Source organism: Streptomyces sp. NPDC003720 (assembly GCF_042875075.1).
Classification (GTDB): Bacteria; Actinomycetota; Actinomycetes; order Streptomycetales; family Streptomycetaceae; genus Streptomyces.
The window spans coordinates 589,431-611,554 of the sequence record NZ_JBIANZ010000003.1 but is presented as its reverse complement, the minus strand read 5'-3'; the positions used below and the strand labels follow the sequence as shown (position 1 = coordinate 611,554).

General features: G+C 73.9%; 21 protein-coding genes. 13 read left to right on the top strand and 8 right to left on the bottom strand.

Annotated features, from left to right (window positions below):
- Positions 1-9 precede the first annotated feature (9 nt).
- On the top strand, positions 10-822 hold the full coding sequence (locus tag ACFYU0_RS11680; protein WP_389299856.1) for a hypothetical protein: 813 nt from the start codon (positions 10-12) through the stop codon (positions 820-822).
- Positions 823-883: 61 nt separating this feature from the next.
- Here the strand turns inward: ACFYU0_RS11680 and ACFYU0_RS11675 are convergent, their stop codons facing one another.
- The 4 genes from ACFYU0_RS11675 to ACFYU0_RS11660 form a co-directional block, all read right to left on the bottom strand.
- A complete protein-coding gene (locus tag ACFYU0_RS11675) occupies positions 884-1,447 on the bottom strand; it encodes a hypothetical protein (protein ID WP_351659950.1) in 564 nt (187 codons plus the stop codon).
- Between the two features lie 159 nt (positions 1,448-1,606).
- Positions 1,607-2,677, bottom strand: a complete 1,071-nt coding sequence (locus tag ACFYU0_RS11670; RefSeq protein WP_389299853.1) for a prenyltransferase — start codon at positions 2,675-2,677, stop codon at positions 1,607-1,609.
- The gene (locus ACFYU0_RS11665) at positions 2,674-3,426 is read right to left on the bottom strand and encodes a class I SAM-dependent methyltransferase (protein ID WP_389299850.1); all 753 of its coding nucleotides are present in this window, start codon (positions 3,424-3,426) and stop codon (positions 2,674-2,676) included. Before ACFYU0_RS11665 ends, ACFYU0_RS11670 begins: the two co-directional genes overlap by 4 nt.
- Positions 3,420-4,832, bottom strand: a complete 1,413-nt coding sequence (locus ACFYU0_RS11660) for a glycosyltransferase family 4 protein (RefSeq protein ID WP_351659941.1) — start codon at positions 4,830-4,832, stop codon at positions 3,420-3,422. The genes ACFYU0_RS11665 and ACFYU0_RS11660 overlap by 7 nt, the downstream gene beginning before the upstream one ends.
- 220 nt (positions 4,833-5,052) lie before the next feature.
- Between ACFYU0_RS11660 and ACFYU0_RS11655 the strand changes: the two genes are divergently transcribed.
- From ACFYU0_RS11655 to ACFYU0_RS11610, 10 genes are all read left to right on the top strand, one after another.
- Entirely contained in the window at positions 5,053-5,694 is a 642-nt protein-coding gene (locus ACFYU0_RS11655) for a TetR family transcriptional regulator (protein ID WP_389299845.1), read from the top strand.
- Between the two features lie 384 nt (positions 5,695-6,078).
- On the top strand, positions 6,079-7,308 hold the full coding sequence (locus tag ACFYU0_RS11650; RefSeq protein ID WP_389299842.1) for a prenyltransferase/squalene oxidase repeat-containing protein: 1,230 nt from the start codon (positions 6,079-6,081) through the stop codon (positions 7,306-7,308).
- Positions 7,305-7,955 (top strand): SCO2322 family protein, encoded by a 651-nt coding sequence (locus ACFYU0_RS11645; RefSeq protein ID WP_389299840.1) that lies wholly within the window; start codon positions 7,305-7,307, stop codon positions 7,953-7,955. Before ACFYU0_RS11650 ends, ACFYU0_RS11645 begins: the two co-directional genes overlap by 4 nt.
- Entirely contained in the window at positions 7,948-9,273 is a 1,326-nt protein-coding gene (locus ACFYU0_RS11640; protein WP_389299838.1) for an energy-coupling factor transporter transmembrane component T, read from the top strand. Before ACFYU0_RS11645 ends, ACFYU0_RS11640 begins: the two co-directional genes overlap by 8 nt.
- Positions 9,270-11,528 (top strand): ATP-binding cassette domain-containing protein, encoded by a 2,259-nt coding sequence (locus ACFYU0_RS11635; RefSeq protein WP_389299836.1) that lies wholly within the window; start codon positions 9,270-9,272, stop codon positions 11,526-11,528. The genes ACFYU0_RS11640 and ACFYU0_RS11635 overlap by 4 nt, the downstream gene beginning before the upstream one ends.
- Positions 11,525-12,376 (top strand): ECF transporter S component, encoded by an 852-nt coding sequence (locus ACFYU0_RS11630; RefSeq protein ID WP_389299833.1) that lies wholly within the window; start codon positions 11,525-11,527, stop codon positions 12,374-12,376. The genes ACFYU0_RS11635 and ACFYU0_RS11630 overlap by 4 nt, the downstream gene beginning before the upstream one ends.
- Positions 12,377-12,712: 336 nt before the next feature.
- Complete coding sequence (locus ACFYU0_RS11625) at positions 12,713-13,126, top strand: transglycosylase SLT domain-containing protein (protein ID WP_351659920.1); 414 nt, start codon at positions 12,713-12,715, stop codon at positions 13,124-13,126.
- 165 nt (positions 13,127-13,291) lie between these two features.
- Positions 13,292-13,978, top strand: coding sequence for a YoaK family protein (locus ACFYU0_RS11620; RefSeq protein ID WP_351659918.1), 687 nt, complete (start codon positions 13,292-13,294; stop codon positions 13,976-13,978).
- A gap of 319 nt (positions 13,979-14,297) precedes the next feature.
- On the top strand, positions 14,298-15,671 hold the full coding sequence (gene proP, locus ACFYU0_RS11615; RefSeq protein WP_389299829.1) for a glycine betaine/L-proline transporter ProP: 1,374 nt from the start codon (positions 14,298-14,300) through the stop codon (positions 15,669-15,671).
- A gap of 271 nt (positions 15,672-15,942) precedes the next feature.
- A complete protein-coding gene (locus tag ACFYU0_RS11610) occupies positions 15,943-16,611 on the top strand; it encodes an O-methyltransferase (protein WP_351659913.1) in 669 nt (222 codons plus the stop codon).
- A 30-nt stretch (positions 16,612-16,641) separates the two neighbouring features.
- Here the strand turns inward: ACFYU0_RS11610 and ACFYU0_RS11605 are convergent, their stop codons facing one another.
- The gene (locus ACFYU0_RS11605) at positions 16,642-17,034 is read right to left on the bottom strand and encodes a hypothetical protein (RefSeq protein WP_351659911.1); all 393 of its coding nucleotides are present in this window, start codon (positions 17,032-17,034) and stop codon (positions 16,642-16,644) included.
- 134 nt (positions 17,035-17,168) lie between these two features.
- On the opposite strand from ACFYU0_RS11605, the gene ACFYU0_RS11600 reads away from it, so the two are divergent.
- Entirely contained in the window at positions 17,169-17,600 is a 432-nt protein-coding gene (locus ACFYU0_RS11600; protein ID WP_351659908.1) for a DUF1992 domain-containing protein, read from the top strand.
- A 25-nt stretch (positions 17,601-17,625) separates the two neighbouring features.
- Here the strand turns inward: ACFYU0_RS11600 and ACFYU0_RS11595 are convergent, their stop codons facing one another.
- The gene (locus ACFYU0_RS11595; RefSeq protein ID WP_389299824.1) at positions 17,626-18,660 is read right to left on the bottom strand and encodes a hypothetical protein; all 1,035 of its coding nucleotides are present in this window, start codon (positions 18,658-18,660) and stop codon (positions 17,626-17,628) included.
- 2 nt (positions 18,661-18,662) lie between these two features.
- A complete protein-coding gene (locus tag ACFYU0_RS11590; RefSeq protein WP_389299822.1) occupies positions 18,663-19,334 on the bottom strand; it encodes a hypothetical protein in 672 nt (223 codons plus the stop codon).
- 148 nt (positions 19,335-19,482) lie between these two features.
- Between ACFYU0_RS11590 and ACFYU0_RS11585 the strand changes: the two genes are divergently transcribed.
- Positions 19,483-19,992, top strand: coding sequence for a GNAT family N-acetyltransferase (locus ACFYU0_RS11585; RefSeq protein ID WP_389299819.1), 510 nt, complete (start codon positions 19,483-19,485; stop codon positions 19,990-19,992).
- Here the strand turns inward: ACFYU0_RS11585 and ACFYU0_RS11580 are convergent.
- Positions 19,979-22,018 (bottom strand): DHA2 family efflux MFS transporter permease subunit, encoded by a 2,040-nt coding sequence (locus tag ACFYU0_RS11580; RefSeq protein ID WP_389299817.1) that lies wholly within the window; start codon positions 22,016-22,018, stop codon positions 19,979-19,981. The genes ACFYU0_RS11585 and ACFYU0_RS11580 overlap by 14 nt on opposite strands.
- Between the last annotated feature and the right edge of the window lie 106 nt (positions 22,019-22,124).

The window sequence follows — 22,124 nt, the reverse complement described above, 5'->3', positions numbered from 1 at the left end:
CCTGCTGAAGTGAATATCCGCTCCCTCACTCGAGGCGACGGCGTGGTGATCGGAGCAGCGGTGTTGCTGTTCATCGCGTCGTTCCTCGACACGTTCGACAAGTCCGGCAGTGGCGCCCCGAACGCCTGGGACAACCTCGGCCTGGTGATGAGCATGTACGTCGGCGGCATCGCCGGCGCGGTCCTTATCGTCCTCACCCGGGCGCTCCCGCTGTCGCGCAAGGTCATCGGGCTCGACCTCGGTCAGATCGGCGTGGCTCTGACGATCTTCGCCGCGTGGACCTCGTTCTGGACCATCATCGACCCGCTGGGTTCGTTCACCGACAGCTTCGGCAGCTTCGACGTCGGCGCGGGCTCCGGCCTCATCCTCGGTCTCATCGCCGCCCTGCTGCTGGCGGCCGCCGCCGTCGCCACCCCGCTCGTCCCGGCCCTGCAGGCCGCGCTGGTCCCGGCTCCCAAGCCGGCCGCCCCGCAGCCCTACGGCGCCCAGCCGCCCGGTGGTTACGGCTACCCGGGCGCCCAGCAGCAGCCGGGGCAGCCCTACGGCGCCCAGCCGCAGCCGGGCCAGCCGTACGGCCAGGCCCCCGCCGCGGCGGCCGCCCCGGCGCCGCAGCCGGCCGGCGGGGACTTCTCGCCGTTCTGGTTCGCCGTGCCGGCGACCCGCGCGCTGTTCGCCGAGGACGGCGGCGCGACGCCGATCGCCGAACTGGCCCCCGGCACCTGGTACCTGGCGGTCGAGCAGCGCGGTACCGCGCTGGTCGCGCAGACGCAGGACGGCCGCCGCGGCGTCCTGCAGGACACCTCGGGTATCCAGCGCGGCTGAGCCGCCGTCCGTACCCGCGTGCACGGCCCCTCGCCCGTCCGGGCGGGGGGCCGTCGCCGCCTCAGGAACCGCTCTTGACCTCGGACAGGGACGGCACCTTGTTCTTGACCTCGGCGCCCGCGCCCTTCCCGGCGTCCTTCACCTGGTTGATGACGTCGTTGAAGTCGGTGGCCGCCGAACCGTCGCCCTTGCGGAGCTTGGCGGGCAGTTTCTTCAGCGACTCGATGCCCGCCGTGATGGGGGCGATCGCCTTGGAGAGGGTCGGGTCGCCCTTGGCGTTCTGCGCGGCCGCCTTCAGGCGGTTGTAGGCGAACGCGCCGGCGAGGCCCGCCTTGACGAGAGTCAGCTTGCGGCCGTGCGCGCCCTTCTTGAACTTGCCCGCCTTGTACGGCTTGTAGATCCACTGGTAGACCGCTCCGGCCGCGAGTCCCGCGTTCGCCACGAACCGGGTCTTGGCGAACTTCTGCTTCTCGGCGGAGGTGCTGGGGCTGGGCTCGGCCGCCGCGACGGCGACCGTCGGGTTGCGCTGCGAGGTGTCGTGGCTCGAGGCGTAGGCCGTGGAACCGGCGAGCAGGGCGCAGCACAGGGTGAGGGCCACGGCGATGTGGCGTATCGGTACGGGCACGGTGTCCTCCCGTGGAGGTGTCGCGTTTGGTCCGTGTGCTCCGTGGAGCCGTGTGACCTCACACACCTCATCCGAAACATGGACATGTCCCGCAACATGCGCAGATCCCACCCCGGTTCGGCACGCCGAGTAGCGGTCGGCGACTCGGCGTGCCGTCCGTCAGGCGCAGCAGTCGGGGTCGAGCCCCGACGGCAGGTACTCCCCGCCGAAGACCGCGCAGGTGGCGTCGTGACCGCCGAGCGCGGCGACGGCCAGCAGCAGCGAGCCCGCCGTCCAGGTGGTGAGTTCGCGGGGCCATATGGTGTCGTCGTCGAAGACGTAGCCCGTCCAGTACAGGCCGCTCTCCACGTCCCGCAGGTGCTGCACCGACTGAAGGATCTCCAGCGCCCGGTCGGACTCGCCCATCGCCCACAGGGCCAGCGCGAGTTCGCAGGACTCGCCGCCGGTCACCCAGGGGTTGGGGACGACGCAGCGCACGCCGAGGCCCGGGACGACGAAGCGGTCCCAGTCGGCCTCGATGCGCTCCTTGGCCTCGGCTCCGGTGAGCGCGCCGCCGAGGACCGGGTAGTACCAGTCCATCGAGTAGCGGTCCTTGTCGAGGAAGCGCTCGGGGTGCCGACGGATGGCGTGGCGCAGCGCCCCGGCCGCCAGCTCCCAGTCCGGCTGCGGCTCCTCGCGCTGCTCGGCGATGGCGAGGGCGCAGCGCAGCGCGTGGTGCACGGAGGAGCTGCCGGTGAGCAGGGCGTCGGCGGTGGGGGCGCCGTCCTCGTCGCGGCGCCAGCCGATCTGCCCGCCGGGCTGCTGCAGCCGCAGCACCCACTCGACCGCCGCGTACACGGTGGGCCACATGCGGTCCAGGAACGTGTCGTCGCCGGTGGACAGGTAGTGGTGCCAGACGCCGACCGCTATGTAGGCGACGAAGTTGGACTCGCGGCCGCGGTCGGTGACGTCGTCGTGGGCGCCGTCGGCGTAGGCCGCGTACCAGGAGCCGTCCTCGTTCTGGTGGGCGGCGAGCCAGTCGTACGCCCGCTCGGCGGCCTCGTGCTCGCCGGCCGCGTCCAGGGCCATCGCGGCCTCGGTGTGGTCCCACGGGTCGAGGTGGTGCCCGCGGAACCAGGGGATCGCGCCGTCCTCCCGCTGCACGGCGAGGATGCCGCTCACGGTGGCGGCCGCCTGCCCGGCGGTGAGGACCCCGGGCAGGACGAGGTGTTCTGTCCGGGGTGTGGTCACTTGGCGGCCGCCTCGGCGGTCGCGTCCACCCGCGGGAGGTGGGGCTTGGTGGCGTAGACGACGAAGCTCTTGCCGATGACCGGGTTCAGCGCCTGCTCGGCGATCCGGGTGGCGAGCGGCTTCTTCATGATGTCCCAGACCAGCAGCTTGTGGTACGCCCGCACCGGCAGCGCCTTGTCGTTGTCCACGCCGAACGCGCACTTCAGCCACCAGTAGGGCGAGTGCAGGGCGTGCGCGTGGTGGCTGCCGTACGGCCGCAGGCCGGCCTCGCGGACCTTGCCCAGCAGCTCGTCGGCCTTGTAGATGCGGATGTGGCCGCCCTCGACCTCGTGGTAGGCGTCGGACAGCGCCCAGCAGACCTTCTCGGGGCCGTAGCGGGGCACGGTGATGGCGATGCGGCCGCCGGGCCGGAGCACCCGCACCATCTCGGCGAGGACGCCCTTGTCGTCGGGGATGTGCTCCATCACCTCGGAGATGATGACGACGTCGAAGGACTCGTCGGGGAAGGGCAGCGCGAGGGCGTCGCCCTCCATGGCGGTGGCGGTGGCGCCGGCGGGCGCCTCACCGGCCTCCTGCATGGCCGCGAACCACTTGGCGACCTCGCGGATCTCCTCGGCGTTCTGGTCCAGGGCCACGACCTGCGCGCCGCGCCGGTAGCACTCGAAGGCGTGCCGGCCGGCCCCGCAGCCGAGGTCCAGGACACGGTCGCCGGGGGCGAGCGGGAACCGGGAGAAGTCGACGGTCAGCACGTGGCCCTGCTTTCGCGGTCGGAGGTGGCGCGGTCGGAGGCGAGTGGTTCTCGGAGGACGGCGGCGGCCGGCGCGTCCGGCCGGTCCTGGGCGCCCGTGCGGCCGCCGTGGCCGGCGATGGCCTCCCGGTAGCGGGCCACCGTGCCCTCGGCGGCCCTGGCCCAGGTGAAGCGGCTCAGCACCCGCTCGCGGCCCGCGCGGCCGAGGCGCTCGCGCAGTCCGGGGTCGCCCAGCAGCCGGACGAGCCCGACGGCGAGGGCGCCCGCGTCGCCGGGCGGCACGGCCAGGCAGGTCTCGCCGTCGCGTCCGGCGACCTCGGGGATGGCGCCGCCGGTGGTGGCGACCAGGGGGGTGCCGGTGGCCATGGCCTCGGCGGCGGGCAGCGAGAAGCCCTCGTAGAGCGAGGGCACGCAGGCGACCTCGGCCGAGCGGATCAGGTCGACGAGTTCGGCGTCGGAGATGCCCTTGACGAACCGGACGGCGTCCTCGAGGCCGTAGCGCTCGACCGCCTGGGCGACGGGGCCCTCCGTCGGCCGCTTGCCGACGACGACGAGGTGGGCGGCCGGGTGCTCGGTGCGCACCTTGGCGAGGGCCTCCACCAGGAAGACCAGGCCCTTGAGCGGGACGTCGGCGCTGGAGGTGGTGACGATCCGGCCGGGCACCTCGGCGACGGCGGGATTCGGCGCGAAGAGGTCGGTGTCGGCGCCGATGTGGACCACGTGGACGCGGTCGTCGCGGACGCCGAGGTGGTCCACGATCTCCTGGCGGGAGCTGCCGGAGACGGTGAGCACCGACGGCAGGCGGCGGGCCACGCGCTTCTGCATCCGGGTGAAGGCGTACCAGCGGCGCACGGACAGCCGTCGCTGCCGGCTCCCGGCCGCGTCCAGCTCCAACTGCCGGTCCACGGTGATGGGGTGGTGGATCGTGGTGACCAGGGGGGCGCCGATGTCGCCGAGCAGGCCGTAGCCGAGCGTCTGGTTGTCGTGGACGACGTCGAACTCGCCGCGCCGGGCCCGCAGGTGGCGCCGGGCACGCAGGGAGAACGTGAGCGGCTCGGGGAAGCCGCCGGTCCACATGGTGGCGACCTCGAGGGCGTCGATCCAGTCCCGGTACTCGTCCCGGCCGGGGGTGCGGAAGGGGTCGGGCTGGCGGTACAGGTCGAGGCTGGGCAGCTCGGTGAGGCTCAGGCCGTCGTGCCCCTCGTCGAGCACGGGATACGGCTGGGCGCCGATGACCTCGACGCGGTGGCCGAGGCGGGCCAGCTCACGGGAGAGGTGCCGGACGTAGACGCCCTGGCCGCCGCAGAACGGGTTCCCCTTATAGGTGAGAAGCGCGATGCGCAGCGGTCTCCCACCGTCGGCTGCTAGCTCCGGTCGGGGCCCCGCCTGACTGGCCTCAGCGGTCACTCCGGGCCCCCTTCTGGCTGCACTCTCCCGCGACACTATGACGGGACGTTAATCTAGAACAAGTTTCAGACTTGATCGTTCAAGAGGCTCTGAATCTACCGGCAGGTAGGGGCCCTGACAGCAGTGGATCAGGTGATTCACGCCACGGCGCGAACCCCCGCCATGCTGGATGATCACGTGCCCTACAGATGTCCTCACCGACTGTCACGGAGCGGGACCCATGCCTGCGGAACCCAAGCTGGAAGCCGGGAGTGTCCGGCCCCCCACGGCGCCGCTGACCGAGCGGCAGGAGGCCCGCCGCCGCCGGATCCTGCACGCGAGCGCTCAACTGGCGAGCCGGGGCGGCTTCGACGCCGTGCAGATGCGGGAGGTCGCCGAGTCCTCGCAGGTCGCCCTCGGCACCCTCTACCGGTACTTCCCGTCGAAGGTGCATCTCCTGGTCGCCACGATGCAGGACCAGTTGGAGCACATGCACGGCACCCTGCGCAAGAAGCCCCCGGCGGGCGACACCCCGGCCGAGCGGGTCGCGGAGACCCTGATGCGGGCGTTCCGGGCCCTGCAGCGCGAGCCGCAACTGGCGGACGCGATGGTCCGCGCCCTCACCTTCGCAGACCGCAGCGTCTCCCCCGAGGTCGACCAGGTCTCCCGGCAGACCACCGCGATCATCCTCCACGCGACGGGCCTGGACCGTCCGACCCCGCAGCAGCTCTCGGCGGTCCGCGTCATAGAGCACACCTGGCACTCGGCCCTGATCACCTGGCTCTCCGGCCGCGCCTCCATCGCCCAGGTGAAGGTCGACATCGAGACGGTGTGCCGGCTGATGGACCTGACGGACCCCGAGGCGGGCGCGAAGGCGCGTTGAGGGCGGCTCCCACGACGGGTGTCAACTCCCCCCGCCACGGCCGTGACCCCGGTCACCGGGACCGTGTGCGCACAGCCACTCATCAGCGCTGTCAGGGCTGCCGGTAAAGTGGCGGCGTCGTCATCACACCCGTACGGGGGGAAGCCGGTGCAATTCCGGCGCTGCCCCTTCCCCACTTCTCGACTTCGCTCGAACCGGGGAGGCCCCTACCCGTGAGCCGTTCGTCCACCGGACGGTGAGCCGGAACGCCTCGTACGGAACGTTGACCGGCCCACGTGCGCGGCGGCCCGCCGTGCACCGCACCGTCGAGGTATACGGAGCCGAGCCGCCCGGGGGTCTCCCGTGCGCTGCCGGTTCCCCCCGCAGGAGAGGCAGTCGCCGACCATGAACGTCCGCCGCAGTGCCGCGGCTCTCGCCGCCATAGGCGTGCTGGCCGCCGCCGCGCCCGCCACGGCCGCCGACCCGTCCCCCTCCGCCTCGCCCAAGGTGGCGGTCCCGTCGGGGCTGTTCGGCAAGTCCGACCCGACGTACGACGGCGTGTGGCGGCAGTCCCTCGCCCTGATCGCCCAGCGCACCCTCGGCTACCGGCCCGCCGCCTCGGCCGTCGACTGGCTGGTGGGGCAGCAGTGCGCCAAGGGCGGCTTCGCCGCGTTCCGCGCGGACACCGCCAAGTCCTGTGAGGGCAAGGGCGGCGCCCAGCCCGACACCAACAGCACGGCCGCCGCCGTCCAGGCCCTGCAGGCGCTCGGGGGCCACGGCGGCGAGATACGCAAGGCCCTGGTCTGGCTGAAGAACGCGCAGAACCGGGACGGCGGCTGGGGCTACACGCCGGGCAGCCCGAGCGACGCCAACTCCACCTCGGTCGTCATCGGCGCCTTCGCCGGAGCCGGTGAGGACCCGGGCAAGCTGCGCGCCGACAAGGGCACCCCGTACGAGCTGCTGGGCGCGCTGGCGCTCGCCTGCGACGAGGACGGCGGTGGCGCCCTCGCCTACCAGCCGGACAAGAAGGGGCGCCTGGTCGCCAACGCGGACGCCACGGCGGCCGGCGTGCTGGGCGCCCTCGGCAAGGGGTTCGTCAACGCGCCCGCCGAGGCCCGCGCCAAGGCCCCCGCCTGCTCCTCCTCCGGCAGGGCCACCGAGACCCGGGTCGCGGACAACGCCGCCGCGTACCTCACCCACGCCGTCGCCGGCTCCGGACACCTCAAGTCGGCTATGCCCGGCGCCGAGGACCAGCCCGACTTCGGCAACACCGCGGACGCGGTGGTCGCGCTCGCCGCTGACGGCTGGAGCGCGCAGGCGAAGAAGCCGTACGCCTGGCTGGAGAAGAACGCGGCCGCCTGGGCCGGGCAGAGCGGCCCGGCCGCCTACGCCCAGCTCATCCTCGCCGCACACGCGGTCGGCGCCGACGCACGGCACTTCGGCGGCACCGACCTGGTGCGCTCGCTCAACGCCACCGGCCCGGCGCCGCGCGCGGCCGCCCGCACCGAGGAGTCAGGCGAGCGGGCCGAGGACGACTCGAACGCCGGTGTCTGGTGGATCGTCGGCGTCGGCCTCGTGGCGGGCATCGGCATCGGCTTCCTGCTCAGCGGCCGCCGGAAGAAGCAGCAGCCGTGACCGCCGTCCGCCGCGCCGCCGTCCTGCTCCTCGCCGCGTTCGCCGTCCTGGCCGGCGCGGCGCAGGCGCAGGCGCAGGCCGCCGGATACCGCTACTGGTCGTTCTGGGAGCGGACCGGCGGACACTGGTCGTACGCCACCGAGGGTCCCTCGACCGCCCGCCCCGACGACGGCGCCGTCCAGGGCCTGCGCTTCGCGGTGAGCGAGGACTCGCAGGACGCGACCCGGCCGCGCGGCACGGCGGACTTCGCCACGATCTGCGCCGGCACGCCCGCGAAGGCGGGCGCCAAGCGGGTGGCCCTCGTCATCGACTTCGGCACGCCCGCGGACGCCCCCTCCGGCGAGACCCCGCCCGAGCGCCGCACGGCCTGCGCCCGGGTCTCCCCCGACGCGACGACGGCCGAGGCGCTGGCCGCGGCCGCGAAGCCGCTGCGCTACGACGCCAACGCCCTGCTCTGCGCGATCGCCGGATACCCGCACAAGGGGTGCGGGGAGCAGGTGTCCTCGGACGGGAAACCGGCGAAGGCCGCCAAGGAACCGGAGCCGGACGGCGGACCCTCGCTGGGGCTGCCGATCGGTGTGGGCGTGGTCGCGCTGCTGGCCGGGGCGGCGGTGTGGCAGTCCCGGCGGCGGCGTGGGAATGCGTAGTCACGACAGCACCGTCACCGCGGCCACCGCCCGGACCGCCGGCCGCGCCGGCGCGGCCCCGGAGGGTCGTCTCGGCGCGGCCGCGGAGGGCTCTGACGGCGCGGCCGCGGACGGTCGTGCCGCCGCCGACGCGGGAACCGGCACCACCACTGCCGTGGGCGGCCGTGCCCCTGGCGCGGGGAGGCCGGAGGCGGTCGCGCTCCGGCGGCGCGGGCGGGCGGAAGCCGCTCCCGTCCGGCCCCGGCACGGCCGCACGACTCTGCACCCCGGCGCCTGGTGGCTGTGGTCCGTCGGTCTCGGCACCGCCGCCACCCGCACCACCAACCCCCTGCTGCTCGCCCTGCTGCTCGCCGCGGCGGGCTATGTGGTGGCGACCCACCGCTCCCCCTCCCCCTGGTCCCGGTCCTACGCCGCCTTCGCCAAGCTCGCCGTCGCCGTGCTCCTCGTCCGCCTCGCCTTCACCGTCGTCCTCGGCTCCCCCATCCCCGGCACCCATGTGCTGCTCACCCTTCCCGAGGTCCCGCTCCCGCGCTGGGCCCAGGGCATCCGGCTCGGCGGCCGGGTCACCGCGGAGGCGCTGCTCTTCGCCGGTTACAACGGGCTGAAGCTGGCCACCCTGCTCATCTGCGTCGGCGCCGCCAACGCCCTCGCCAGCCCGGCCCGGCTGCTGAAGTCCCTGCCCGGAGCGCTGTACGAGGTCGGCGTGGCCGTGGTCGTCGCGCTCACCTTCGCGCCCCACCTCATCGCCGACGTTCAGCGGCTGCGCGCCGCACGCCGGCTGCGCGGCCGTCCGGACCGGGGCGTGCGGGGCCTGCTGCAGGTCGGACTGCCGGTGCTGGAGGGCGCGTTGGAGCGGTCGGTATCGCTGGCCGCCGCGATGGACGCCCGCGGCTACGGCCGCACCGCCGAGGTCCCGGCGCGCGTGCGCCGTACGACGACCGCTCTCACCCTCGGCGGCCTGCTCGGCGTGTGCGCGGGAACCTACGGGCTGCTGACCGCGGAGGGCGGCACGTACGGGGTGCCGGTGCTGTGCGCCGGGGTCGTCGCCGCGCTGGCCGGCCTGCGCCTGGGCGGCCGCCGTTCCCCGCGCACCCGGTACCGGCCGGATCCGTGGGGGGTGCGGGCGTGGCTGGTCGCCGGCTCGGGGGCCGGGGTCGCCGCGCTGCTCACGCTGGCCGCCGTACGCGATCCGGAGGCGCTGCACCCCGGAGTGGTCCCGCTGGTGGCGCCCGCCCTCCCCCTGTGGCCGGCCGCGGCCGTACTGCTCGCGCTGCTGCCCGCCTTCGTCGTACCCAAGCCCGTCGAGGAGCCGTCGTGATCCGCTTCGAGGATGTCAGCGTCACGTACGAGGGCGCGGGCGAACCGACCGTCGAGGGCGTGGACTTCGAGGTGCCCGAGGGTGAACTCGTGCTGCTCGTCGGCCCGTCCGGGGTCGGCAAGTCGACCGTGCTGGGCGCGGTCAGCGGGCTGGTGCCGCACTTCACCGGCGGCACCCTGCGCGGACGGGTCACCGTGGCCGGCCGGGACACCCGCACCCACCGGCCGCGTGAACTCGCCGACGTGGTCGGCACGGTGGGCCAGGACCCGCTGGCGCACTTCGTGACGGACACGGTGGAGGAGGAACTCGCCTACGGCATGGAGTCGTTGGGGCTCGCTCCGGAGGTGATGCGGCGCCGGGTGGAGGAGACCCTGGATCTGCTGGGCCTCGCCGACCTGCGCGACCGCCCGATCGCCACGCTCTCCGGCGGGCAGCGGCAGCGGGTCGCGATCGGCTCCGTCCTCACCCCGCACCCCCGGGTCCTGGTCCTCGACGAGCCGACCTCGGCGCTCGACCCGGCAGCGGCGGAGGAGGTGCTGGCCGTGCTGCAGCGTCTGGTCCACGACCTCGGTACGACGGTGCTGCTGGCCGAGCACCGCCTGGAACGGGTGATCCAGTACGCGGACCGGGTCGTCCTGCTGCCCGCCCCCGGCGCCGCCCCGCGCTACGGCGACCCGGCCGCGGTGATGGCGGTGTCCCCGGTGTACCCGCCGGTGGTGGGCCTGGGCAGGCTGGCGGGCTGGTCCCCGCTGCCCCTGACGGTCCGCGACGCCCGCCGCCGCGCCTCCACCCTCCGCGACCGCCTCACCGGCCACCGCCCCCCGCACGACGCCGAACCACCGGCCGGCCCCGCCTCCCGCTCGCCCGAGCCGCAGACCGCAGGGCCCCTGCCGACCGACCCGGCCGGCTCGCACTCCGGGACGACCACCCAGCCCGGCCCGCACATCCGGCCGACCAAGTCGACCGACTCCGGCAGCCCCCTGCCCAAGGCGACCGGCCCGACCGGTCCGTTCACCGAGCCATCTGAACCGGCCCGTCCGACCGCCCCCGAAAGCCCCTCCTCCGAGCCGACAACCGGCACCCCCATACCGGGCACACCGACCGGCACCGGCAGCCCCCTGCCCAAGGCGACCGATCCCACCGGCCCGACCGGTTCGTTCACCGAGCCCTCCGACCCGACCCGTCCGACCGCCCCCGAAAGCCCCTCCTCCGAGCCGACAACCGGCACCCCCATACCCGGCATACCGACCGGCACCGGCAGCCCCCTGCCCAAGGCGACCGATCCCACCGGCCCTACCGGTTCGTCGACCGAGCCATCCGGCCCGACCCGTCCGACCGGCGCCGGCAGCCCGCTGCCGACCGGGCCGGCCGGCTCCCGCACCCCGCCGCTCGAACCAGACGCCCCGGGCCGAGCCGCCGCGGCCAAGGCGCCCTCCGCTCTCGCCTCGCTCCGTCGTCTCTTCCGGCGAGACTCCGCCGCACTCGGCTCGTCCTCCGGGGCGCCCCGGGTCGCGGAGGTTCGGGGGCTGGCGGTCCGGCGGGGGCCGGTCACGGCGCTGCGGCACGTCGATCTGGGCGTGGCGCGTGGTGAGACGGTCGCGCTGATGGGGCGCAACGGCGCCGGGAAGTCCACCCTGCTCGGTTCGCTGGTCGGCCTGGTGGAGCCCACCGCCGGCGCGGTGCGCGTCGGCGGGGCCGTCCCGCACCGCACTCCGGCCCGGGAACTGGTCCGCCGGGTCGGTCTGGTCCCGCAGGAGCCGCGGGACCTGCTGTACGCGGACACGGTGGCCGCCGAGTGCGCGGCCGCCGACCGGGACGCGGGCGCCGAGCCGGGCACCTGCCGGACGCTGGTGTCCGAGCTGCTGCCCGGCATCACCGACGGCATCCATCCCCGGGACCTGTCCGAGGGCCAGCGGCTGGCGCTCGCCCTGGCGGTCGTGCTGACCGCCCGTCCTCCGCTCCTCCTGCTCGACGAGCCGACGCGCGGCCTGGACTACGCGGCCAAGGCCCGGCTGGTCGCCGTGCTGCGCGCGCTGGCCGCCGAGGGGCACGCGATCGTGCTCGCCACGCACGACGTGGAACTGGCGGCGGAGATCGCACACCGGGTGGTGCTGCTCGCCGACGGCGAGGTGATCGCCGACGGCCCCACGGCGGAGATCGTGGTCTCGTCGCCGTCCTTCGCCCCGCAGGTGACCAAGATCCTCGCCCCGCAGCGATGGCTGACGGTGTCCGAGGTCCGGGAGGCCCTCGCATGACCCCCTCCCCCGCTCCCCGCCCGGCCGCCGCTCCCCGTGCCGTGCGGGCCGTGCGCCTCGGCCCGCGCTCCGTCGCCGCGCTCGGCCTGGTCAGCGCGGTCGGCGTGGCGGCCTTCTTCTGGCCCTTCCTCGCACCGCCCGCCTCGCAGCTCAGCGCGCACGCCGAGGACGCGCCCTGGCTGTTCGCCGGTCTGCTGCTGATGATGATCGCGGTCGTGGCCGCGACGATCTCCGAGTCCGGCCTCGGCCCCAAGGCGGTCGCGATGCTGGGGGTGCTGGCCGCGACCGGCGCGGCCCTGCGCCCGGTGGGCGCGGGGACGGCGGGGATCGAGCCGATGTTCTTCCTGCTGGTGCTCAGCGGCCGGGTGCTCGGTCCGGGCTTCGGTTTCGTCCTCGGCTCGGTGACGATGTTCGCCTCCGCGCTGCTCACCGGCGGTGTCGGGCCGTGGCTGCCGTTCCAGATGCTGGCGATGGGCTGGTTCACCATGGGCGCCGGGCTCCTGCCGGGGCAGACCCGGCTGCGCGGCCGGGCCGAGCTGCTGCTGCTGGCCGCCTACGGCTTCTGCGCGGCCTTCGCCTACGGCACGGTCATGAACCTGGCCGGCTGGCCCTTCATGGGCTCCGGCACCTCGAACATCGCCTTCGACGCGCACGCCTCGGTCCCCGCGAACCTGGCCCGGTTCGCCGCCTACTGCGTGGCCACCTCTCTCGGCTGGGACCTGGGCCGGGCGCTGTGCACGGTCGTGCTGACCCTCGCGTTGGGCCCGGTGCTGCTGCGAGCGCTGCGCCGGGCCACGCGGCGCGCCGCTTTCGAGACCGCGGTCACGTTCGACGCACCCGCTGGGTGAGGGCTCGTATCCGCACGGTCAGGCGGCCGGTGAAGCACCCCACATGACGCAGGTCACCTACGATCCGGGGCCGTACTCCGATTCGTCCGGAACGTCCCCTCATGCACCCCTCCTGACCTGCACTTTGAGACGCGGGCCACACGAGCCCGACGGACCGCCGTTCCGGCCACAACTAGTAAAAGGGGTCATTGCGGACATCCCACTGGCCTGTTTCTCTGGAGCACGTCGCCAGGCGCCGCAGCCCGAAAGGGCCGGGGCGCCGACGTACGCGGCCCCCGCCTCGCGGGTGGCTCCGGCATACGGGCGATCCCCCGTCCCCGACGCAAGAGGTTCTCCGTGTCCGTCTCCTTCATCCGCCGCATCGCCTCCCCGAAGAAGGCCCTTACGACCGTCGCCCTGGCCGCCGCCACCGCCGGCATGGCCCTGTCCGCGGCGCCCGCCCAGGCCGCCACCGACTCGGCCGCCACCGCCCAGACGATCGCGCACAGGATGATCCCGGACGCGGCGCAGTACAACGCCTTCAGCAAGATCGTCGAGCACGAGAGCGGCTGGAACCCCAGCGCCACCAACGGCTCCTCCGGCGCCTACGGCCTGGTGCAGGCCCTGCCCGGTTCGAAGATGGCCTCCGCCGGCTCCGACTGGAAGACCAACCCGGCCACCCAGATCAAGTGGGGGCTGGACTACATGAACTCCCGCTACGGCAGCCCGGTCGAGGCCTGGAGCTTCTGGCAGGCCAACGGCTGGTACTGAGCCGCCCGCGCTTCCCGCACCGCACCCGCGTCCGCACCCTCGCCCCGCCCGGCGAGGGTGCGCGCGTATGTCCGCGTGCTGCGCGGCGCCTCACGCGGGGCGCCGGGCCGGGGGAACATGGTGGGCCTGGCACCAGCCCCGCCCGTCCGGCCCACCGGAGGAAGCATGACCACGCCGTCACCGCCCGCGCCGGAGCCGGAGACGCGAGGGGTGCGGCTGGTGACCGTGCTGCTGGCGCTGACCGTGGTGAGCGGCCTGATCGACGCGGTCAGCTATCTGGGCCTGGGCCGGGTGTTCACGGCCAACATGACGGGCAACGTGGTCGTCCTGGGCTTCGCCGCCGCGGGCGCCCCCGGCTTCTCGGTCCCGCTGACGGCGACGTCGCTGGCCTGCTTCCTGCTGGGCGCGGTGGCCGGCGGCCGGGCGGCGGCCCGTTTCGGCGGGCGCTCGCGGCGCGGGTGGGCCCGCCGGATCCTGGCGACGGAGGCGGTGCTGCTCGGCGGCTCGGCCGCGGTCGCCTTCGCCTGGCCGGACACGACCGCCACCCGGTACGCCCTGATCGCGCTGACCGCCTTCGCGCTGGGCCTGCGCAACGCGACCGTCCGCAAGCTGGGCATCGCCGACCTGACCACCACGGTCCTGACGATGACCCTGACCGGCCTGGCCTCCGAGTCCCGCCTCGGCGACGCCACCGGCCACCGCTCCCCGCGCCGCACGGCGGCGGTGGTCGCCATGGTCGCGGGCGCCTGCCTCGGCGCCTGGCTGGTCCTCCACCAGGGACTCGGCCTCCCCCTGCTGGTCGCGGCGGCGGCTTCGGGGGTGCTGGCGGTCGTGGCGTCGGGGCGGGAGTGAGCACTCCCGGGAGCCCGGAACGACCTTCGGAACCCCGGAAACGACCTTCGGAACCCCCGGAAACGACCTTCGGGACCCCCGAAACGACCTTCGGTTGCCCCGATCCGGCGCGACAAGGATCACAACGACAGGTATGCATGACCCGGCCCGAGCGGGCAGGAGTACCTGCATACGCGCCCTTTAGCTGCACTATGCATCGACCCGCGTACGTGACGTAAGCAGGCGAAGTCCGCCTATCGTCGCTTTTCGGCCTGCTGTCCGACACCGCCGTCGCCCGGGCCCTGTCCCCGTCCCCGTCGAGAGGTAGGCGAGTTCCGTTTTGGCGACCGCCACTGCAGTCACCCCGCACCTGAAGACCCCGCGGGCCTCGAAGGCCCACGCCGACGTCACCGTCACCGACTCCGCCATGGTGAAGCGCGCCGTGAAGGCGGCCGCGCTCGGCAACGCCATGGAATGGTTCGACTTCGGTGTCTACAGCTACATCGCGGTCACCCTGGGCAAGGTCTTCTTCCCGTCAGGCAACCCGACCGCACAGCTGCTCTCGACGTTCGGCGCCTTCGCCGCGGCCTTCCTGGTCCGCCCGCTGGGCGGCATGGTCTTCGGCCCGCTGGGCGACCGCGTGGGCCGCCAGAAGGTCCTCGCCCTCACCATGATCATGATGGCGGCGGGCACGTTCGCGATCGGCCTGATCCCGTCGTACGCCTCGATCGGCGTGGGCGCGCCGCTGCTGCTCCTGGCCGCCCGCCTGGTGCAGGGCTTCTCCACCGGCGGCGAGTACGCCGGCGCCTCGACGTTCATCGCGGAGTACGCGCCGGACAAGAAGCGCGGCTTCTTCGGGAGCTGGCTCGAGTTCGGCACGCTGGCCGGCTACATCGGCGGCGCGGGCCTCGTCACCCTGATGACGGCCCTGCTGTCCACGCACGACCTGCTGACCTGGGGCTGGCGTATCCCGTTCCTGATCGCGGGCCCGATGGGCATCATCGGCCTGTACCTGCGGATGCGCCTGGAGGAGACCCCGGCGTTCGCGGCCGAGGTCGAGAAGGCCGAGGCCTCCCGGCCGAAGGTGCCGCTGCGCGAGATGGTCGCGGGCCAGTGGAAGGCGCTGCTGCTGTGCATGGGCCTGGTGCTGGTCTTCAACGTCACCGACTACATGCTGCTGTCGTACATGCCGAGCTACCTGACCAGTGAGCTGAAGTACGACGAGACGCACGGGCTGCTGGTCGTGCTGGGCGTGATGGCCCTGATGATGATCGTCCAGCCGTTCGCCGGCGCCCTGACCGACCGCATCGGCCGCCGCCCGGTGATCGCCGCGGGCTGCGCGGGCTTCCTGCTGCTGTCCGTCCCGGCCCTGCTGCTGATCCGCCAGGGCAGCCTGGTGGCCGTGGCCCTGGGTATGGGCGCGCTGGGCATGCTGCTGGTCTGCTTCACCGCCGCCATGCCTGCCGCGCTGCCCGCGCTCTTCCCGACCCGGGTCCGCTACGGCTCGCTGTCCATCGGCTTCAACGTGTCCGTGTCCCTGTTCGGCGGCACGACCCCGCTGGTGGTCACGGCGCTGATCGGCGCCACCGGGAACATGATGATGCCCGCGTACTACATGATGGCCGCGGCCGTCGTGGGCGGGTTCGCCGTCTGGCGCATGTCCGAATCGGCGGGCCGCCCGCTGCCGGGCTCGGCCCCCTCGGTGGAGCGGTAGGCACCGGTCCGTCACCGTCGAGCGGCCCCCGGAGCGCGAGCGCCCGGGGGCCGTTCCCGTCCCCGCCCGCCGGACGATCCCGGCCGCGGGTCACGGCCCGCCGTGCCGGCCGCCGTACGCCGCGCCCGGCGGCCGAGTGGCCGCCCCGCCGCCGGTGCGGTCACCGCCGCCGCTCCCGCCGTCCGCGCCCCTCGGCTGAGACGATGCAGGGAAAGGCCCAAGGAGCCCCGGGAAGAGACTCGGGCGGACACTCGGGAAAGGCAGCAGACGCATGAGCTCGCAGCTCTGGGACGACGTCGACTTCTACTTCAGCAGCCATCTCGCACCGGAGGACGATGCGCTCCAGGCGGCCCTGCGCGACAGCGAGGCCGCCGGGCTGCCGCACATCAGCGTGACGGCCACCCAGGGCAAGTTCCTCCAGCTGCTCGCGGAGATCCAGGGCGCCCGGACCGTCCTGGAGATCGGCACCCTCGGCGGTTACAGCACCATCTGGCTGGCCCGCGCCCTGCCGGCCGACGGCAAGCTGATCTCGCTGGAGTACAGCGCCAAGCACGCCGAGGTGGCGACCCGCAACATCGCCCGGGCCGGTCTGGAGCGGATCGCGGAGGTGCGGGTGGGGCCGGCCCTTGAGTCGCTGCCCAAGCTCGCCGACGAGAACCCGGCCCCCTTCGACCTGGTCTTCATCGACGCCGACAAGTCCAACAACGCCCACTACGTGCAGTGGGCGCTGCGGCTGAGCCGGGCGGGCAGCCTCATCGTGGTGGACAACGTGGTGCGCGGCGGGCGGGTGGCCGACGCCGACAGCAGGGAGCCGGACGTGGTCGGCACGCGCGAGGCCATCGAGCTGATCGCCGCCCACCCCAGGCTGACCGGCACGGCCGTGCAGACGGTGGGCAGCAAGGGGTACGACGGGTTCGCGGTGGCCCGGGTGCTGGGCTGAGCCACCCGCCGGCCGCTCCGGGCCCGCGGCTCAGACCTCGTGGTAGAAGCCGACGTTGACGCTGCGCGGCGCGGTGCGGTCCTGGACGACGACCTCGCCGGAGCCGCCGCGCGGCAGCGTCACGGCCGCGCCGTAGGCGACGGTCTGCGCGTACTCGCCGACGATCAGCCGCACTTCGGCGGACGGCTCGGCCTGCGAGCCGCGCAGCCAGGAGAGCTGCCAGGCGCCGTCGGGGCCGAACCGGAACTCCAGGTGGACGCGGGAGACGAAAAGCCAGTCCTCGGGGGTGACCAGGCGGCACGCGGACGCGTCCCGGCCCACGCGCAGCACGGCGCCCGGCTCGCTGGGCGCGTCGGCCATCGTCATGCCGGCGGTGGCGCCCGTGTCGGCCCCGGAGACGGTGGCCATGGTCAGTTCGAGCACGTGCGTTCCCCCTGAAGATGCTGCGACGCCCAAGGAGCGGCGGCGTCGGAGACGTCCCTGCGCGGTGGCCTGTTTGCCGCACCGCCGCCGCATGATAAAACGCCCGGCGGGGCGGCGTCCGGCACAATGGGCTCATGACCGAGCGAAAGCCACCGGGCGTTCCGTTCGAGTCCTGGGTCGACAAGCAGATCCGGGACGCACAGGGGCGCGGGGAGTTCGAGCGGCTGCCGGGCGCGGGTGAGCCGCTGCCCGCCGACCTCGACTCCACCTACGACGAACTGTGGTGGGTCAAGCGGAAGATGGCCCGCGAGGGACTCGCGGTGCTGCCGCCGGCGCTGGCCCTGCGCAAGGAGGCGGAGGACGCGCTCGTCGCGGCCTACGCGGCGCCCACGGAGCGGATGGTCAGGAAGATCATCGAAGACGTCAACGTGAAGATCCGCGACATGATGTTCAAGCCGCCGCCGGGACCGTATCTGGGCAAGAAGCCGTACGACGTCGAGGAGGTCGTGCGCGAGTGGCGGCGGCGCAGGACCGCCACGAACGCGGAACCGGGCCCGGCGGGCTGAGCCGGGCCCGGGGTGCGCGCCCGGTTCAGAGGTGGAGCAGGCGGTCGGCCAGTTCGCGGTAGTCGCGCAGGGCCAGGCGCAGTTGCTCGGTGTCGGTCCCGTGTCCAGGGCCGTCCTCCTCGCCGTTCTGCCAGGACATGCGCAGCGACCTGCGGCGCCGGGTCACGGCCTCGCCGAACCGCGCGGCGATCTCCTCCAGTGTCCGGTCGGCCTCCTCGACGGCCGAGCGGGGTTCCTCCACGAATCCGGCGAGCGTCTGGCGCAGCTGCGCCTCCCACTTCTCCGCCTCCTCGTGCGCGAGGAGCGGGGTGCGGCTGCCGGAGTCCTTGCCCCCGGTGCCGGGCCGGCCGGTGTCGCCGGTCCGGGCGGCGGCGGACCCGAGGTGCCCCGTGCCGGACGCCACGCCGTCGGCCGTCTTCGCGCCGCCCCTCGTGACCCCGTCCGGAACCGGCGCCGCCGGCCCGTCACCGCTCGTCCGGTCGCGCGCGTCGGGGACGCCGAGCGCCTCGTCGCCGCGTACGCCCGAACCGGACTCGCGCCGGTCCGCCAGGCCCGCGCCTTCGGCGGCGCCGACTGCGGTGGCGCCGGTGCCGGGAGCATCAGCCCGGGCGGTGTCCGTTCCGGGAGCGCCGGCCTGGGCAGCGTCCGTCCTAAGGGTCCCGCCCTCAGGGGTCCTGGCTTGGTGGGTGCCGGCTTCGTGGACCCCGGCGTCGGTGGTGCCCCTTCCGGGGATGCCCGTCTCGGCGGTTCCGGTCCCGGTACGGCCTGTGCCCGCCGCGCTCGTCCCGGTCGTGCCGGCGGCGGCCGCGCCCGAGTGGGCGTCCACGCCGTCCCGCGGTGTGCGGTCGTCTCCCGTCAGACCCTCCCGGCCGGCGCCGGCCTCGCCGCGGAGCGGGCCCGCCCCGTCCTCGGAGCGGTGCACCGACTCCCCGCGTACGGGCCCGTCGGCGAGCCGCTCACCGACCCGGCGCTCGTCGTCGGGGCGCCGCCCGGCGCCGGTGACGTCGCCTTCGGCCGGATACCGCTCGGCATCCGCTGCCGCATCCCTGTCGCGCGCCATGGTCAGACTCCCCTCGGGTGGCTCTTGCCGAAGATGCCGGCCTTGCCGGACGACTGGTGCCGGGTGTCGTCACCCGTCCCGGTGGCGGTCTCGGAGCGGTGGCCGGTGGCCGGAGTGGAGTCGTTCATCAGGTCGTCGAAGAGGGCACGCGCGTCCATCAGGGCGGTGCGCAGCTCCTCGGTTCCGGCGGCGGACTCCCCCGCACCGCCGCCCGGCCCGGCCTGGCCCACCCGGTGCACCCGGCGGTATCCCTCGACGTGCTGGGCGTGGTGCACGGAGAGCGCGGCGACCTGCTCCTCGTAACGGCCGCCCTCCGGGTAGCCGCGGAAGGCGGCGAGGTCCGACAGCAGCCGGTCGGCCTCGGCCACGGCCTCTCGGGGCGCCTCGACGAACCGCTCCTGCACGGCCGTCCAGCGGGCGCTGTACTGTTCGCGCTCGGCGGGCTCCAGGGGGCGCTCACGCAGCTTGCCGTGGCGCTCCAGACGCTCCGTCAGCTCTCGCTCGGCGGCCTTGGTGTCGCCGTCGTGCCGGGCCACGGTCCGCTGGTACTCGGGCCCGAAGCGCCGCTTCAGGTCCGGTCCGCCCTGCCGGCCGCGGCCGCGCATTACCAGGGTGGCGGCGAGGACCAGGGCCGCCACGACCACGATCACAGCGATGATCATGCCTGTTGACATGGTTGCCTTCCGGAATCGGACCGGCCCCGCTGGCCGGCTCTCCTTGCGTGTGACCCGGAAGTCAGCGCACAAACGGTGGCCCACCGGCGAAGCGGCGCGCGGATATCCGGTTGCGCCCATCACCCGCCGGCACCGGACAATCCCCGGCATGACGTGGACGATCACCCCAGAACCGTTCGACTCCCCGGCCGCCGCCGCCCTTTGGCGGGCGTACTACACCGAGGTCAGCGACCGCTGGTACCTGCTGCACGAGGGGCGCCGCACCGCGCCGGACGAGCTGGAACGGGAGATCGCGGCCCGCACGGGCGCCGAACTCTCGCCGCCCAACGGGCAGTTGCTGCTGGGCCGGTACGACGGTGAGCCGGCCGGCTCGGCGGGGGTACGGCTGCTCACCCCGGACACCGCCGAACTCACCCGGGTGTTCGTGCTGGCGGGGATGCGCGGCCGGGGCGGGGCGGCGCTGCTGGTCGCCGCCGCCGAGGAGGCCGCCCGCGCCCTCGGCGCCACGGCGCTGGTCCTCGACACCCGCGGCGACCTGGTCGAGGCCCGCGCCCTGTACGCCCGGCTCGGCTACGCGGAGACGCCGCCCCACAACGACGACCGGTACGCCGAGCACTGGTTCCGCAAGGAACTGGCGGAGCCGGTCAACCGGTCCTGAGCACCGTGCCGTTGTGCGGCCGCTCGCGTTCCGAGCCGCACAGTTCGCCGGTCAGCTCCTTCACCAGCCGGGTGAGGTCGGTGGACCGGCCGGGTTCCCACCAGTCGCCGAGCAGATCGGCCAGGGACTCCTCGCGGGCCGTGGCGAGCCGTTCGGCGACCTCGCGGCCGGACGCGGTCAGCACCAGGTCCAGGCCCTCCCGCTCGGCCAGGCGCCGCTCCTCGACCTGGCGGGCGGCGGCCAGGACGGCCTGCAGCGGCACGGGACAGCGCTCGGCGAGCACACCGGGCTCCACCGAGCCGTACCTGCGGATGCGCAGCAGCAGCCAGCTCGCGGCGGGCAGCAGGTCGTAGCCGGCCCGCTCGGTGATGTCCCGGTAGATCTCGCGCCGCCCCTCGCGGGTGCCGAGCACGGACAGCGCGCGGCTCACCTCGTCGTGGGAGGAGCGTTCGACCGGGTTCGGCGGGATGGTCTCGGAGGCGTCCGGCGCGGTGACCGAGCCGCGCAGCGGGTCCTCCTTCAGGAACCACGCCAGGAGGAACCCGAGTGCGGCGACCGGGGCGGCGTACAGGAACACGTCGGTGATGGCGGACGCGTACGCGTGCAGGGCCGCCGGGCGCAGCGGGGGCGGCAGGGCGGCGATGCCCCGCGGGTCCGCCTTGAGGGCGTCGGGCGTGGCGCCGGGCGGCAGCCGGACGCCGCGGAAGGCGTCGGCGAGCTTGTCGGCGAGACGGCTCGCGAAGACGGTGCCGAAGACCGCGACGCCGAAGGACGCGCCGATGGAGCGGAAGAAGGTGACGCCGGAGGTGGCGACGCCGAGGTCCTCGTACGACACCGCGTTCTGCACGATGAGCACCAGGACCTGCATGACCAGGCCGAGGCCCAGGCCGAAGACGAAGAAGTAGGCGCTCATCTCCGCGGTCGGGCTGTGCTCGTCGAGCCGGTGCAGCAGGAGCAGGCCGATGGCGGTCACGGCGGTGCCGGCGACCGGGAACACCTTCCAGCGGCCGGTGCGGCTGACGATCTGCCCGGACACCGTGGAGGCCAGCAGTAGGCCGATCACCATCGGCAGCATGTGGACACCGGACATGGTCGGGGAGATCCCGTGCACGACCTGGAGGAAGGTCGGCAGGTAGGTCATCGCGCCGAACATGGCGAAGCCGACGATGAAGCTGATGACGGCGGCCAGGGTGAAGGTGCGCAGGCGGAACAGCGTGAGCGGCAGGACCGGCTCCGCCGCCCGGCGTTCCACCGCGACGAAGGCGACGGCGAACACGACACCGAGCACGGCGAGCCCGACGATCTGCGGCGAATTCCAGTCCCATGTCGTGCCGCCCAGGGAGGCGACCAGCACCAGGCAGGTGGCGACCGAGGCGATCAGGACGGTGCCGAGGTAGTCGATGACGTGCCGGGCGGTGCGGCGCGGGATGTGCAGGGCGGTGGCGATCACGGCCAGGGCGACGACGCCGACGGGCAGGTTGACGTAGAACACCCAGCGCCAGTTCAGGTGCTCGGTGAACAGCCCGCCGAGGAGCGGCCCGAGCACGCTGGTGGCGCCGAACACCGCGCCGAACAGGCCCTGGTAGCGGCCGCGTTCCCGGGGCGGCACGATGTCGCCGACGATCGCCATCGACAGGACCATCAGCCCGCCGCCGCCCAGCCCCTGCAGCGCCCGGAAGGCGATGAGCTGCGGCATGTCCTGCGCCATTCCGCACAGCGCGGAGCCGACGAGGAAGACGACGATCGCGGTCTGGAACAGCCTCTTGCGCCCGTACTGGTCACCGAGTTTGCCCCACAGCGGGGTCGCGGCGGTGGAGGCCAGCAGGTAGGCGGTGACCACCCAGGACAGGTGCTCGAGGCCGCCCAGGTCACTGACGATCGTGGGCAGCGCGGTCGCCACGATGGTCTGGTCGAGCGCGGCCAGCAGCAGCCCGAGCAGCAGGGCCCCGATCGAGACGAGCGCGTTGCCGGAGACGTGCTCGGCGGCCGTGGCGTCCTTCGCCGCGCCGTGCGTGTCCAGGGCCATGGAGACCTCCCGGGGCTCGATGCACCTCTTCCATCCTGAGTGGTGTCACCACTTATGGCCCGTCGAGTCCTGTGATTGTCCTTTGAGTCCTGCGGTTGTGGAGGAA

What these genes read in the sequence shown, in the direction of transcription:
- ACFYU0_RS11650 (WP_389299842.1), top strand. Translation starts at nt 6,079, where the DNA reads ATGAACGTCCGCCGCAGTGCCGCGGCTCTCGCCGCCATAGGCGTGCTG.
- ACFYU0_RS11640 (WP_389299838.1), top strand. Translation starts at nt 7,948, where the DNA reads ATGCGTAGTCACGACAGCACCGTCACCGCGGCCACCGCCCGGACCGCC.
- ACFYU0_RS11610 (WP_351659913.1), top strand. Translation starts at nt 15,943, where the DNA reads ATGAGCTCGCAGCTCTGGGACGACGTCGACTTCTACTTCAGCAGCCAT.
- ACFYU0_RS11600 (WP_351659908.1), top strand. Translation starts at nt 17,169, where the DNA reads ATGACCGAGCGAAAGCCACCGGGCGTTCCGTTCGAGTCCTGGGTCGAC.
- ACFYU0_RS11620 (WP_351659918.1), top strand. Translation starts at nt 13,292, where the DNA reads ATGACCACGCCGTCACCGCCCGCGCCGGAGCCGGAGACGCGAGGGGTG.
- ACFYU0_RS11655 (WP_389299845.1), top strand. Translation starts at nt 5,053, where the DNA reads ATGCCTGCGGAACCCAAGCTGGAAGCCGGGAGTGTCCGGCCCCCCACG.
- ACFYU0_RS11585 (WP_389299819.1), top strand. Translation starts at nt 19,483, where the DNA reads ATGACGTGGACGATCACCCCAGAACCGTTCGACTCCCCGGCCGCCGCC.
- ACFYU0_RS11595 (WP_389299824.1), bottom strand. Translation starts at nt 18,660, where the DNA reads ATGGCGCGCGACAGGGATGCGGCAGCGGATGCCGAGCGGTATCCGGCC.
- ACFYU0_RS11590 (WP_389299822.1), bottom strand. Translation starts at nt 19,334, where the DNA reads ATGTCAACAGGCATGATCATCGCTGTGATCGTGGTCGTGGCGGCCCTG.
- ACFYU0_RS11580 (WP_389299817.1), bottom strand. Translation starts at nt 22,018, where the DNA reads ATGGCCCTGGACACGCACGGCGCGGCGAAGGACGCCACGGCCGCCGAG.
- ACFYU0_RS11630 (WP_389299833.1), top strand. Translation starts at nt 11,525, where the DNA reads ATGACCCCCTCCCCCGCTCCCCGCCCGGCCGCCGCTCCCCGTGCCGTG.